This window comes from Pseudomonas tolaasii NCPPB 2192, assembly GCF_002813445.1.
Taxonomy (GTDB): domain Bacteria; phylum Pseudomonadota; class Gammaproteobacteria; order Pseudomonadales; family Pseudomonadaceae; genus Aquipseudomonas; species Aquipseudomonas tolaasii.
The window spans coordinates 1,555,297-1,568,576 of record NZ_PHHD01000001.1 but is presented as its reverse complement, the minus strand read 5'-3'; the positions used below and the strand labels follow the sequence as shown (position 1 = coordinate 1,568,576).

The 13,280-nt window shown below is 60.3% G+C and carries 12 protein-coding genes; all 12 read left to right on the top strand.

Annotated features, from left to right (window positions below; genetic code table 11):
* The first annotated feature begins 256 nt into the window (after window positions 1-256).
* The 12 genes from ATI14_RS07355 (at window position 257) to ATI14_RS07295 (ending at window position 13,275) form a co-directional block, all read left to right on the top strand.
* Window positions 257-1,378: a Re/Si-specific NAD(P)(+) transhydrogenase subunit alpha gene (locus tag ATI14_RS07355; RefSeq protein WP_016969572.1), complete on the top strand. Its 1,122-nt coding sequence runs from the start codon at window positions 257-259 to the stop codon at window positions 1,376-1,378.
* A gap of 15 nt (window positions 1,379-1,393) precedes the next feature.
* Window positions 1,394-1,714, top strand: coding sequence for an NAD(P) transhydrogenase subunit alpha part 2 (locus tag ATI14_RS07350; protein ID WP_003220416.1), 321 nt, complete (start codon window positions 1,394-1,396; stop codon window positions 1,712-1,714).
* The gene (locus tag ATI14_RS07345) at window positions 1,714-3,150 is read left to right on the top strand and encodes an NAD(P)(+) transhydrogenase (Re/Si-specific) subunit beta (protein WP_016969571.1); all 1,437 of its coding nucleotides are present in this window, start codon (window positions 1,714-1,716) and stop codon (window positions 3,148-3,150) included. The genes ATI14_RS07350 and ATI14_RS07345 overlap by 1 nt, the downstream gene beginning before the upstream one ends.
* A 179-nt stretch (window positions 3,151-3,329) precedes the next feature.
* A complete protein-coding gene (locus ATI14_RS07340; protein WP_016969570.1) occupies window positions 3,330-4,823 on the top strand; it encodes an acetyl-CoA hydrolase/transferase family protein in 1,494 nt (497 codons plus the stop codon).
* A 318-nt stretch (window positions 4,824-5,141) separates the two neighbouring features.
* Window positions 5,142-5,357 (top strand): DUF1127 domain-containing protein, encoded by a 216-nt coding sequence (locus ATI14_RS07335; RefSeq protein WP_003187413.1) that lies wholly within the window; start codon window positions 5,142-5,144, stop codon window positions 5,355-5,357.
* A 356-nt stretch (window positions 5,358-5,713) separates the two neighbouring features.
* Window positions 5,714-6,034: a DUF2388 domain-containing protein gene (locus ATI14_RS07330; RefSeq protein ID WP_016969569.1), complete on the top strand. Its 321-nt coding sequence runs from the start codon at window positions 5,714-5,716 to the stop codon at window positions 6,032-6,034.
* 105 nt (window positions 6,035-6,139) lie between these two features.
* Entirely contained in the window at window positions 6,140-6,448 is a 309-nt protein-coding gene (locus tag ATI14_RS07325) for a DUF2388 domain-containing protein (RefSeq protein ID WP_016969568.1), read from the top strand.
* Between the two features lie 26 nt (window positions 6,449-6,474).
* Complete coding sequence (locus ATI14_RS07320; RefSeq protein WP_016969567.1) at window positions 6,475-6,795, top strand: DUF2388 domain-containing protein; 321 nt, start codon at window positions 6,475-6,477, stop codon at window positions 6,793-6,795.
* The gene (locus ATI14_RS07315) at window positions 6,792-8,753 is read left to right on the top strand and encodes a DUF7844 domain-containing protein (protein WP_016969566.1); all 1,962 of its coding nucleotides are present in this window, start codon (window positions 6,792-6,794) and stop codon (window positions 8,751-8,753) included. The genes ATI14_RS07320 and ATI14_RS07315 overlap by 4 nt, the downstream gene beginning before the upstream one ends.
* A 379-nt stretch (window positions 8,754-9,132) precedes the next feature.
* Complete coding sequence (locus ATI14_RS07305; protein WP_016969564.1) at window positions 9,133-10,440, top strand: CitMHS family transporter; 1,308 nt, start codon at window positions 9,133-9,135, stop codon at window positions 10,438-10,440.
* 65 nt (window positions 10,441-10,505) lie between these two features.
* Window positions 10,506-11,273 (top strand): TerC family protein, encoded by a 768-nt coding sequence (locus ATI14_RS07300; protein WP_016969563.1) that lies wholly within the window; start codon window positions 10,506-10,508, stop codon window positions 11,271-11,273.
* Window positions 11,274-11,616: 343 nt separating this feature from the next.
* Window positions 11,617-13,275 (top strand): Na/Pi cotransporter family protein, encoded by a 1,659-nt coding sequence (locus ATI14_RS07295; RefSeq protein WP_080519803.1) that lies wholly within the window; start codon window positions 11,617-11,619, stop codon window positions 13,273-13,275.
* The last annotated feature ends 5 nt before the right edge of the window (window positions 13,276-13,280 follow it).

Sequence of the window (13,280 nt, the reverse complement as noted above, 5' to 3'; positions counted from 1 at the left end):
CTGCAGCCCCTTAAACACCTGTATTTAAAGCGGTTATTTCGCGGCATTGCGACAATCAGTCACAGGGTGACTTGTAGTTAATTTTTCGTCACCCGTCATAATCCCTTGAAGGCCGTAAAGTTCGCCTGCAAAATGCCGCGCCCCGCTGTCATTTCAGCGGGATCGTGCTGATCGGCCGCCCCAGATGCGCCACTCACGGTGCACTGGCCTTTTTACAAAAAGATCAAAAGCAAAAAGATCATGCAGGAGATTTGACGTGCACATTGGTGTTCCTCTCGAAACCCAGACCGGTGAAACGCGGGTGGCTGCCACCCCGGAAACCATCAAGAAGCTGATCGGCCAGGGCCATAAGGTCACTGTACAAAGCGGAGCCGGCGTCAAAGCCAGCGTCGTCGACAGTGCCTATGAAACGGCAGGCGCAACCATTGGCAATGCCAGCGATGCGTTTGGCGCCGAGCTGATTCTCAAGGTGGTTGCCCCCAGCGACAGCGAACTGACGCTGATCAAAAGCGGCACCGTGTTGGTGGGCATGCTCAATCCGTTCAGCAACGAAACCATCGCCAGGCTGGCCGAACGCGGCATTACCGCTTTCGCCCTCGAAGCCGCGCCACGCACCTCACGGGCCCAAAGCCTCGACGTGCTGTCTTCCCAAGCCAACATCGCCGGTTACAAAGCCGTGTTGCTGGCCGCCCATCATTACCCGCGCTTCATGCCGATGCTGATGACGGCTGCCGGCACCGTAAAGGCTGCGCGCGTGTTGATCCTGGGTGCAGGCGTTGCTGGCTTGCAGGCCATCGCTACAGCGAAACGCCTGGGCGCCGTGATCGAAGCCTCCGATGTGCGTCCAGCCGTTAAAGAGCAGATCGAATCCCTCGGCGCCAAGTTTGTCGACGTGCCCTATGAGACCGATGAAGAGCGTGAATGCGCCGTCGGCGTCGGCGGCTATGCCCGTCCGATGCCCACCAGCTGGATGCAGCGCCAGGCCCTGGCCGTGCACGAGCGCGCCAAGCAGGCCGACATCGTCATCACCACCGCGCTGATCCCGGGCCGCAAGGCACCGACGCTGTTGAGTGCCGAAACCGTCGCGCAGATGAAGCCCGGCTCGGTAGTCATCGACCTCGCTGCAGCCCAAGGCGGTAACTGTCCGCTAACCGTCGCCGACCAAGTCGTCGTCGAAAACGGCGTGATCATCTGCGGCCCGACCAACCTGGCCGGCGCCGTTGCCGCCGACGCGTCAGCCTTGTACGCGCGCAACCTGCTGGACTTCCTGAAGCTGGTCTTCACCAAGGAAGGGCAGTTTGAAATCAACCTCGAAGACGACATCGTCGCCGCGTGCCTGATGTGCCGCGACGGCCAAGTCATCCGCAAAAACGCCTAAGCAGGGATTCAGACGATGGAAGAGCTTATCTCCCCCGGTATCTACAACCTGATCATCTTTGTGCTGGCGATTTATGTCGGTTACCACGTGGTCTGGAACGTCACGCCCGCGCTGCACACGCCGTTGATGGCGGTGACCAACGCGATTTCCGCGATCGTGATCGTCGGCGCCATGCTCGCCGCCGCCCTTACCGTGACCCCGCTGGGCAAGACCATGGGCACCCTGGCCGTGGCCCTGGCGGCGGTCAACGTGTTCGGCGGCTTCCTGGTGACCCGCAGGATGCTTGAGATGTTCAAGAAGAAAGCCCCGAAAGCAAAAGAAGAGGCGCCCAAGTAATGAGCATGAATCTGGTTACGACGCTCTACCTGATCGCGTCGATCTGCTTCATCCAGGCCCTCAAAGGCCTGTCGCACCCCACCACCTCGCGACGCGGCAACCTGTTCGGCATGCTCGGCATGGCGCTGGCGGTGCTCACCACCGTGGGCCTCATCTATAAGCTGGGCGCTGAACTCGCAACAGCGGGTATCGGTTATGTGATTGTCGGCCTGCTGATCGGCGGCACCGCCGGCTCGATCATGGCCAAGCGCGTGGAAATGACCAAGATGCCGGAGCTGGTGGCGTTCATGCACAGCATGATCGGCCTGGCGGCGGTATTCATCGCGATTGCTGCTGTGGTCGAACCGCAATCCCTGGGTATCGTCAAACATTTGGGTGACTCGATCCCTGCGGGCAACCGTCTGGAGCTGTTCCTGGGTGCAGCCATTGGTGCAATCACCTTCTCCGGCTCGGTAATCGCGTTCGGCAAACTGTCGGGCAAGTACAAGTTCCGCCTGTTCCAGGGCGCACCGGTACAGTTCGGCGGTCAGCATAAATTGAACCTGGTGCTCGGCCTGCTGACACTTGGCCTAGGCCTGGCCTTTATGTTCACCGGCAACCTCGCCGCCTTCGCCCTGATGCTGGCCCTGGCCTTCGTGCTTGGCGTGCTGATCATCATCCCGATCGGCGGCGCCGACATGCCGGTGGTCGTATCGATGCTCAACAGCTACTCCGGCTGGGCAGCGGCGGGTATCGGCTTCTCGCTGAACAACTCGATGCTGATCATCGCCGGCTCCCTGGTGGGCTCCAGCGGCGCGATCCTCTCGTACATCATGTGCAAGGCGATGAACCGTTCCTTCTTTAATGTACTGCTCGGCGGTTTCGGCAATGCACCGGATGTGGGTGCCGCTGCCGGTTCCAAAGAAGCACGCCCGGTCAAATCCGGCTCGGCCGACGACGCGACCTTCCTGCTGACCAACGCCGACACCGTGATCATCGTGCCCGGCTACGGCCTGGCAGTGGCGCGGGCACAGCACGCACTCAAGGAACTGACCGAGAAGCTGACCCACCACGGCGTTACCGTGAAATACGCGATCCACCCGGTGGCGGGCCGCATGCCGGGGCACATGAACGTCCTGCTCGCCGAGGCCGAAGTGCCTTACGATCAGGTGTTCGAGATGGAAGACATCAACTCCGATTTCGGCCAGGCCGACGTGGTGCTGGTGCTGGGCGCGAACGACGTGGTCAACCCGGCCGCCAAGAACGACCCGAACTCGCCGATTGCCGGGATGCCGATTCTCGAAGCCTTCAAGGCCAAGACCATCATCGTCAACAAACGCTCGATGGCCAGCGGCTATGCCGGCCTGGATAACGAGCTGTTCTACCTGGACAAGACCATGATGGTCTTCGGTGATGCCAAGAAGGTTATCGAAGATATGGTCAAAGCCGTCGAATAACACTGCGCCAGCGCAATACAAAAAACCCTGGCCTCCCGTAGGCTGGGGTTTTTTATTGCCGCATGAAACCCGACCAAAGGCTCTAAATCGCTGCCCGGCATTCGACCATGGTAGCGGGCCGAAATTTTTTGAAATCACTAAACTGCGCACCTTGCTTCCGTAGCCTGAGATAACAATCCATGTACCGTGATCGTATCCGCTTGCCTTCGTTGTTGAACAAGGTCATGAGCGCGGCAGATGCCGCCGCACTGATCGAGGACGGCATGACCGTCGGCATGAGCGGCTTCACCCGTGCCGGTGAAGCCAAGGCCGTCCCCCACGCCCTGGCCGAACGCGCCAAGACTTCCCCGCTGAAAATCACCCTGATGACCGGCGCCAGCCTGGGCAATGACCTGGACAAGCAACTGACCGAAGCCGGTGTGCTGTCACGCCGCATGCCATTTCAGGTCGACAGCACCTTGCGCCGCGCCATCAACGCCGGCGAAGTCATGTTCATCGACCAGCACCTGTCGGAAACCGTTGAGCAACTGCGCAACAATCAGCTCAAGTTGCCGGACATCGCAGTGATCGAAGCCGTTGCCATCACCGAGCAAGGCCATATCGTGCCAACCACCTCAGTGGGCAATTCGGCCAGCTTTGCGATCTTCGCCAAACACGTAATCGTCGAGATCAACCTCGCGCACAACTCCAACCTGGAAGGGCTGCACGACATCTATATCCCGACCTACCGGCCAACCCGCACGCCGATTCCATTGGTGAAGGTTGATGACCGCATCGGCAGCACGGCCATTCCCATTCCCCCGGAAAAGATCGTCGCCATCGTGGTCACCAACCAGGCGGACTCCGCCTCCACCGTGACACCGCCCGACAGCGACACCCAAGGCATTGCCAACCACCTGATCAACTTCCTCAAGCAGGAAGTGGACGCCGGGCGCATGACCAACAAGCTCGGCCCGCTGCAGGCCGGTATCGGCAACATCGCTAACGCGGTGATGTGCGGCCTGATTGAGTCGCCGTTCGAAGACCTGACCATGTATTCGGAAGTGTTGCAGGATTCGACATTCGACCTGATCGACGCCGGCAAGCTGAGCTTTGCTTCCGGCAGCTCGATCACCTTGTCTGAGCGCCGCAATGCCGACGTGTTCGGCAACCTGGAGCATTACAAAGACAAGCTGGTGCTGCGCCCGCAGGAAATCTCCAACCACCCGGAAGTGGTTCGGCGCCTGGGCATTATCGGGATCAACACCGCGCTGGAGTTCGACATCTACGGCAACGTCAACTCCACCCACGTTTGCGGCACGCGGATGATGAACGGCATTGGCGGTTCAGGGGATTTCGCGCGCAATGCGCACCTGGCGATCTTCGTCACCAAGTCGATTGCCAAGGGCGGCGCGATTTCCAGCGTAGTGCCGATGGTCAGCCATGTAGACCACACCGAACATGACGTGGACATCCTTGTGACCGAAGTCGGCCTGGCCGACCTGCGCGGCTTGGCGCCTCGGGAGCGCGCGCGGGTGATCATCGACAATTGTGTGCACCCGGCGTATCGCGATGCGCTGAACAGTTACTTCAATGCCGCCTGCGCCGTTGGCGGCCACACGCCGCACATCCTGCGCGAAGCACTGAGCTGGCACATTAACCTGGAAGAAACCGGGCATATGCTCAAGGCTTGATTGGTACAGATCCGGGCTGATGCAAATACAGTTTCATCAGCCCAGAGGGTTCGCCGCCCATTCTGTAAAAAACTGTACTGCTGTACCGGTGTTTTCCTACCGAAATCTCCTACACTTCTCATCGAAAATACCTATTTCGCACTGTTTCAGTGCGAACAGGTACAGTTGCCCCATTTCTGTACAGTACAGCCCCTATAAACAGTTAACTGGGCCCTCACAATACAGGTGAACTGTATCTGGAGAGTCTTGCGCCGGAAGAGGATCATTGGCATCAGTTAAACCACTACCTAATCCCGCCACAAGCGGAAGGATGTCATCATGGAACGTACACTCAGTTCCGAACTGTTCTTCGAAGAAAAAGCTGTAAACACCCAGGCTTCCCTGCCTTTGCGCGTTCTCGCCAACCTGATGTTGTGGCAGCGCCGCATTTCCAGCCGCCACCAGCTGGCTCGTCTGGATTCGCGTCTGCTGGCTGACGCCGGTATCAGCGAAGCTCAACGCTACGAAGAGCTCAGCAAGCCGTTCTGGCGCTGATTTAGCGCTCGCTGGCCCTGACCTGCCGGGTCCACTGCCAGCAACCTGATTTGTCAAAACAAAGCCCGCCCCGGGAAACCGGCGGCGGGCTTTGTTGTTTCTGGTTTTCGGCTTCAAGGTCTCAAACAGGACATTGATACCCGAACAGGTACAGTTTAAAAAACATAACAATTAAGCAGTACAATTTAAATTCGGCACATCTGTATCACTTCCCCAACGGATAAACGGCAGCATAAGATCCGCTCACCACGTGGCGAACCTTGTAGAGCGGGCGTCTGAAGCTCAGAGCAGTGGTGTCCGTCTCGACAGTGGCCGTCCTGCGCCGCTTTAATTGTTCATCTACAGGAGTCATTACCATGTCCCGTCTTCGCCTGCTGAGTGCTGCCGCCCTGTTGGCCGTGGCAGCCAACGCCCATGCGAGCAGCTTCCTTGTGACCACCGATTCGATCGTTGGCGCGCTGAAAGCCACTTCCGACGCCAGCTCCGACGCCACCTCGTCCCTGCGTGACAACAAAGTCGTACAGGCTGCCCGGGACGACGCCGCCAGTTTCGTCGCCAGCGAAGGCGCCATCCGTGGCGTGAAGCTGGAAAGCGCCCTGGCCCAGATCCGCCAACAAGCGCCACAGCTGAACAGCGCGACTGACACGCAACTGGCCCAAGCCATTCTGGCGATTTAACGCCAGATGAAATTTGGAAGCGCCAGCCGCTTCCAAATGTGTCAACGCTGGCCCTCGCCGGGGCATTAGGCTAGCCTTGGCGCTCGCTTTCAGTTGTCGAGTCTCATGGCTTTTTCACACCGCCTGTTGATTGTTCCCATATTGATTTCCGCCTGCTGGTCGCCCTTGGTTTCGGCCTTTGATATGACGACCCAGAACACCGTCATCAGTGTGTATGCCACCAGCAAGGTGACCTCCGCACCGTTTGACAGAAAGTTAGTCATGGCCGCCCAGGATGACGCTGCCGCGTTTATTGCCACAGATGGCCAATGGCGGGGCGCCCGACTGGAATCCGCGCTGGATTACCTGCGCCGCACCCAGCCAAAACTTAACGCCAGCGACCTTGAACTGGCGCAAGCAATTCTCGTCCAATAATCATCTTTGTATTCTGGAGTCATTCCATGCGTAGCCCGCTGATCGCCGCCGCTCTCGGCCTGCTGTTGTTGGCCGATGTTGCCCACGCGCAAACCTTGAAAGCCACCAGCAACATCATCGTGCGTGCATCGGCACGCACCATTGATTTCACCTCGGACACCACCACCTCGATCCGCGACTCCAAAGTCGTGCGCGAAGCCCACGATGACGCCGCCAGTTTCGTCGCCTCCAATGGCGAAATCCGTGGCGCGCAACTCGAAGCGGCTTTCGACACCCTGCGCACCCGCTTGCCGGAAGCGCGTGACGCCAGTGACCAGACTCTCGCTGAAGCTATCCTCGCTCTGTGAGGCGCCTGGCAGCCTGGCTACTGGCCGGGACTGTGCTGCTCTGTGCAGGCGCAGCCCAGGCCAGCCTGCACCTGCGGCTCAAAACCGATGGTTTGAGTCCGGCTGAACAGCAGGCCAGCCAGGCTTTGCTCGATGAAGCGATGCGCGCGTTGCCGCCGCGCTTTATCGAGCAGCTGGACCGCACCATTGATGTCGGCTGGACCGACAAGATGCCCGACAACGCCTACGGCCAGGCCTCACTGGTCTCCGAGCTGGATCTGAACCAAAACCTGCTCGCCAGCCTCACCGATGGCAGTGCCGCCACCCAAAAGACCAACCGCCCCCACGGCACCGTACGCCGCGAAATGCTCGCCACCGTGCTGCATGAACTGACCCACATCTATGACCGCGCGCGCCTGTGGACCAGGGAAGACCGCACGCTGATCAACCGCTGCAGTCGCCAGAACAAACTCACCGGTTTGATCGGCCTGCCCGATCAATGCCGTGGTCAGAATGACCGCCGCTTTACCCTCAGTGACGACCCACGCCTGCTCGACCTGGCCGGCTGGCCGCAATACGTCGGCCGCCGCGGCGAGCGTGAGCAGAACAACCACCAGGTTGCCCGCAGCCCGGACATCTACGAAACCACCAGCCCGCTGGAATTCGTGGCGGTCAACATGGAGTACTTCCTGCTCGACCCCAGCTACGCCTGCCGTCGCCCCTCGCTGTTTCGCTATTACAAGGAACACTTCGGCTGGGCGCCGCCCGAGCAAGACGCTTGCGCCAAGACCTATGCGTTCCTGAACGCGGGCAATGATTTCGCCAAGACCCCGCTGGGCCAGATCGATCCGGAGCGCGTCTACGAAATCGACTACCTTTTGGCCGAAGCCAACGAGAATCTGGTCAGCCGCTGGGGCCACAGCATGTTGCGCCTGGTGATCTGCGCGCCCGGCCGTCCGCGTGGCCCGGATTGCCGGCTGGACCTGGACCAGCACCTGGTGCTGTCCTACCGCGCCTTCGTCGGTGACGTGCAGCTGTCGAGCTGGGACGGCCTGGTCGGCAAGTACCCGTCACGCCTGTTCGTATTGCCGCTGGCCCAAGTAATCGATGAGTACACCAAGACCGAACTGCGCGGCCTCGCTTCTGTGCCGCTCAAACTGTCGCGCCAGGAGATCAACGACACCGTCGAGCATGCCGCCGAGATGCACTGGAGCTACGACGGCAATTACTTCTTCATTTCCAATAACTGTGCAGTAGAAAGCCTGAAGCTGTTGCGCAGCGGCAGCGCCAACCCGCAGCTGACCGGCCTGGACAACATCACCCCCAATGGCCTGCTGGAAGTCCTCGCCGCACGCGGCCTGGCGGATACCAGCGTGTTGAACGACAAGCGCGAAGCGCTGCGCCTGGGTTATCACTTCGACTCGTTCCGCGAGCGCTACCAGGCGATGTTCGATGTACTGCGCAAACGCTTGCCGATCAAGCAAACCCGCGTCGAAGACTGGCTGTCCCTCAGCGCCGCCGAGCGCCGCCAATGGTTCAGCCAGGCCGACCTGCGCACCAGCGCTGCGCTGTTGCTGCTGGAACAGGCCAGCTATCGCAAGCAACTGATGCTGGCCCAGGATGAAGTGAAGCAGCGTTACCTCAATGCCCGCGAGTTGAAAAACGGCGGCATGGAGAGGGCCAACAATACGCTGCAACAAATTCTCGCCAACAGCGGCTTTCTCAGCCGCCCGGCCGAGCTGCTCGGCAGTGGCGGCTACGGGCTGCCCCAGCCGTCGGAATCCAAACGCCTGGAATCGGAAAGTGCCCAGCGCCAGAAACAGCTGCAATCGCTGACCGGCGATCTGGATAAAGAGGTGAGGGCGCTGCTCGACCCTTCCCGCGCCGACGAAATTGCCGCTTGCGAGGCCAACCTCAAGCAGATGGGCGAGCATCTGCGCGCCCTGCACAAAGCCGCCGGCGGCCTCGAACTGCCCTGATCAACTGGCGGCAAACACTAATCCAATGTGGGAGCTGGCTTGCCTGCGATTGCGGTAGGCCAGATACCTCAAATGCTGAATGTGCCGACGCCATCGCAGGCAAGCCAGCTCCCACCTTTGATCTGCGTGTGCCTGAAGGTAGTGCGCACACCCTTCATCACCTGTTTTTCCAGCGAAAGCTGGCTGAAAGCTTCCCCGTCTAGGATCGCCCCCACTGCCGGCAACAGACCGGCTGTTAACAACAACAATGGTGATTCCCGATGTCCGCCCGTACCCGCCTGCTTGCCCCGACTCCACCCGTACGCCTCGTGCCTTTCGTTCTGCGCTGAGCCCCACCCGGTTCGCCATTCCCTAGCCGCGCTACGCCTGGAGTATTCCTATGCTGACTTTCCTTGGCTTTGCCATGGTCATCACGTTCATGTTCCTGATCATGACCAAGCGCCTGTCGGCGCTGATCGCTCTGATCATCGTGCCCATCCTGTTCGCGCTGTTTGGCGGTTTCGCACCGCAGATCGGCCCGATGATGCTTGCCGGCATCACCAAGCTCGCGCCGACCGGCGTGATGCTGATGTTCGCCATCCTCTACTTCGCCCTGATGATCGACTCCGGCCTGTTTGACCCGGCCGTGCGCAAGATCCTCAAAATGGTCAAGGGCGACCCGCTGAAAGTCTCGGTCGGCACTGCCGTGCTGGCGCTGGTGGTTTCCCTCGATGGCGACGGCGCCACCACTTACATGATCTGCGTGGCCGCCATGCTGCCGCTGTATCAGCGCATCGGCATGAGCCCGCGGATCATGGCCGGCCTGATCATCCTCGCCGGCGGCGTGATGAACATGACCCCCTGGGGTGGCCCGACCGCCCGTGCCGCCAGCGCGCTGCATGTAGACCCCTCGGATATTTTCGTACCGATGATTCCGGCCATGGCCGCGGGCGTGCTGGCGATCCTGGTAATTGCCTACCTGTACGGCAAACGCGAACGTGCTCGCCTGGGTGAGCTGCATTTGGCCGGCGATGAGATCGACCACAGCGAAATCAGCGTGTCGCAATTCCCGGATGCTCGCCGTCCAAAACTGATCTGGTTCAACGGCGCACTGACGTTCGCCCTGATGTGCACCCTGATCGCAGGCCTGTTGCCGCTGCCGGTGCTGTTCATGGTGGCGTTCAGTATCGCCATGATCGTCAACTACCCGTGCCTGCAAATGCAGAAAGACCGCGTCGCCGCCCACTCCGGCAGCGTATTGGCGGTGGTGGGGCTGATCTTCGCGGCCGGTATCTTCACCGGCATTCTGTCGGGCACCGGCATGGTCGATGCCATGTCCAAAAGCCTGCTCGCCGTGATCCCGGATGCGCTGGGCCCGTACCTGGCGGTGATCACCGCGCTGGTGAGCATGCCGTTTACCTTCTTCATGTCCAACGATGCGTTCTACTATGGCGTACTGCCTGTACTCGCCGAGGCCGCCAGCCACTACGGCATCACCGCAGCGGAAATGGGTCGCGCGTCCATCGTCGGGCAACCCGTGCACCTGCTGAGCCCGCTGGTACCTTCGACCTATCTGCTGGTGGCTTTGGCGGGTATCGAATTTGGCGATCACCAGCGCTTTACCCTCAAGTGGGCAGTGCTGGTATGCCTGTGCATAATGTTCGCCGCTTTGCTGATGGGGATTATTCCGCTGTTCAGCACTCTATAATCCTACACACCCAACCGCGCGGCGCTGCAGCTTGCGCGGTTTAACATTTGCTCAAAGGAATACACATGGAATGGCTGACCAATCCGGAGATCTGGATTGCCTTCTTCACCCTGACGGCCCTCGAGATCGTCCTGGGCATCGATAACATCATCATGATTTCGATCCTGGTCAGCCGCATGCCCAAGCATATGCAGGCGCGCACCCGGATCTTCGGCCTGGCGCTGGCCATGGTCACGCGAATCCTGTTGCTGCTGTCGATCACCTGGGTGATGCAACTCACCGCCGACCTGTTCGTGGTGTTTGGCCAGGGCATTTCCGGGCGCGACCTGATCCTGTTCTTCGGCGGCCTGTTCCTGCTGTGGAAAAGCTCCCAGGAGATGTACCACGCCCTGGAAGGTGAAGATGAAACCCACGACGAGCCGAAAGGCACGGGCGGCAAGTTCATCTACACCATCATTCAGATCGCCATCATCGACATCGTGTTCTCCCTGGACTCGGTGATCACCGCCGTCGGCATGGTCTCCCATGTGCCGGTCATGGTGGCGGCGATTGTCGTCGCGGTGCTGGTGATGATGCTGGCTGCCGGTACCATCAGCGAGTTCATCGACAAGCACCCGTCGCTGAAAATGCTCGCACTGTCATTCTTGCTGGTGGTGGGTACTGTGCTGATCGCAGAATCCTTCGACGTGCACGTACCAAAAGGCTACGTCTACTTCGCCATGGCGTTCTCGCTGGCGGTGGAAGCGGTGAACATCAAGATGCGCACCGCCATCGCGAAAAAGAAGAAACAGCAGGATCCAGTGAAACTGCGCAAGGACATTCCGGGTCAGTAAAAAAGACCCGCTGCTGAATCAACGCCGCTTTGCCAAGGGCGAACACTGTAACTGTGGCGAGGGAGCTTGCTCCCGCTGGGCCGCGAAGTGGCCCAAAAAAAGGGACCGCTACGCAGTCCAGCGGGAGCAAGCTCCCTCGCCACGTTTAGTTTTGTGCATGCCCATGCAGAGCGCAGGAACGATCTCTGCCAATCTTCATGACAGTTTTGTTTCAATCCCCACTTTAGCTATGCGATGCTGGCGCCGAGCCCATTCGCCAACTACAGCTTAAGTACAAGACGTAGAACGGCACGCGGCAACTTCCTTCGCTCTTTTTGGAGCACACCCACACGGGGGGCCGAGCATGCTGACCTTGCTCAATCTGCTTTCCGCCGTGACCCTGCTTATCTGGGGCACGCACATCGTCCGTACCGGCATCTTGCGGGTCTACGGTTCCAACTTGCGCCAAGTCATCGGGCAGAACATGTCCAAGCGATGGCTGGCGTTTATCGCCGGTATTCTGGTGACGGCCATGGTGCAGAGCAGTAACGCCACGGCCATGCTGGTGACGTCGTTTGTCGGCCAGGGCCTGATGGGCCTGATGCCTGCACTGGCGACCATGCTCGGTGCCGACGTCGGTACCGCGCTGATGGCGCGGGTGCTCACGTTCGACCTGTCGTGGCTGTCGCCACTGCTGATTTTTCTCGGAGTGATTTTCTTCCTGTCGCGCAAACAGACGCGGGCAGGGCAGATGGGCCGCGTGGGCATCGGCCTGGGCCTGATCATTCTGGCGCTGCAATTGATCGTCGAAGCCGCCGGGCCGATCACCCACGCCCAGGGTGTCAAAGTCATCTTCGCCTCGTTGACCGGCGACATCCTGCTTGACGCTCTGGTTGGCGCCCTGTTCGCGATGATTTCCTACTCCAGCCTGGCCGCCGTCCTGCTGACGGCCACCCTGGCCGGCGCCGGCGTGATTGGCCTGCACGTGGCCATCGGCCTGGTGATCGGCGCCAACATCGGCAGCGGTGTGCTGGCCTTTCTCAGTACCAATATGCAGAACGCCGCCGGGCGCCAAGTGGCCCTCGGCAGCCTGCTCTACAAGCTGATCGGCCTGTTGCTGATCATCCCGGTACTCGACCCTCTCGTACGCTGGATGGACGGCCTGGACTACAGCGCCCAGGGCATGGTCATCACCTTCCACGTGCTCTACAACGTCAGCCGCTGCCTGATTTTGCTGCCGACCATCGGCCCGATGGCCCGCCTGTGCGCCTGGCTGCTGCCGGAACAACCGGAGATCAACGGCAAAGCCAAGCTGCGCCACCTGGACCTGGCCTCACTCGCCACCCCAAGCCTGGCGCTGGCCAACGCCGCTCGCGAAACCCTGCGCCTGGGCGACCTGATCGACAACATGCTCACCGCGATGCTCGAAGTGCTGCGCGGCAAGCAAACCGCCATCACCCAGGAAATGCGCAGCCTCAGCGATGACGTCGAAGCGTTGTACAGCGCGATCAAGCTGTACCTCGCGCAGATGCCCCGCGAAGACCTCAGTGAACACGACAGCCGGCGCTGGGCCGAGATCATCGAGCTGTCGATCAACCTCAAACTGGCCGGCGACTTGATCGAGCGCATGCTGCGCAAGGTCCAGCAGCAGAAAACCTCGCAGCGCCGCCAGTTCTCCGAAGTCGGCCTGGAAGAACTCGCCGGCCTGCACAGCCAGCTGATTGCCAACTTGCGCCTGGGCCTGTCGGTGTTTCTCAGCGCCGACCCGGAAAGCGCGCGCCAGTTGCTGCGCGAGAAGCGTCGCTTCCGCGCCCAGGAACGTCGCCTGGCTCACGCCCATGTCAGCCGCTTGCAGCGAAAAATCGTACAGAGCCTGGAAACCAGCTCCCTGCACCTGGAGTTGATTGCCGACATGAAACGCCTAAACTCGCTGTTCTGCAGCAGCGCCTATGTGGTGCTGGAAACTTCCGACACCGGCGCACTCTCCGCTGAAGATATTGCCGACATCACCCATTCGCCCTGAACGTA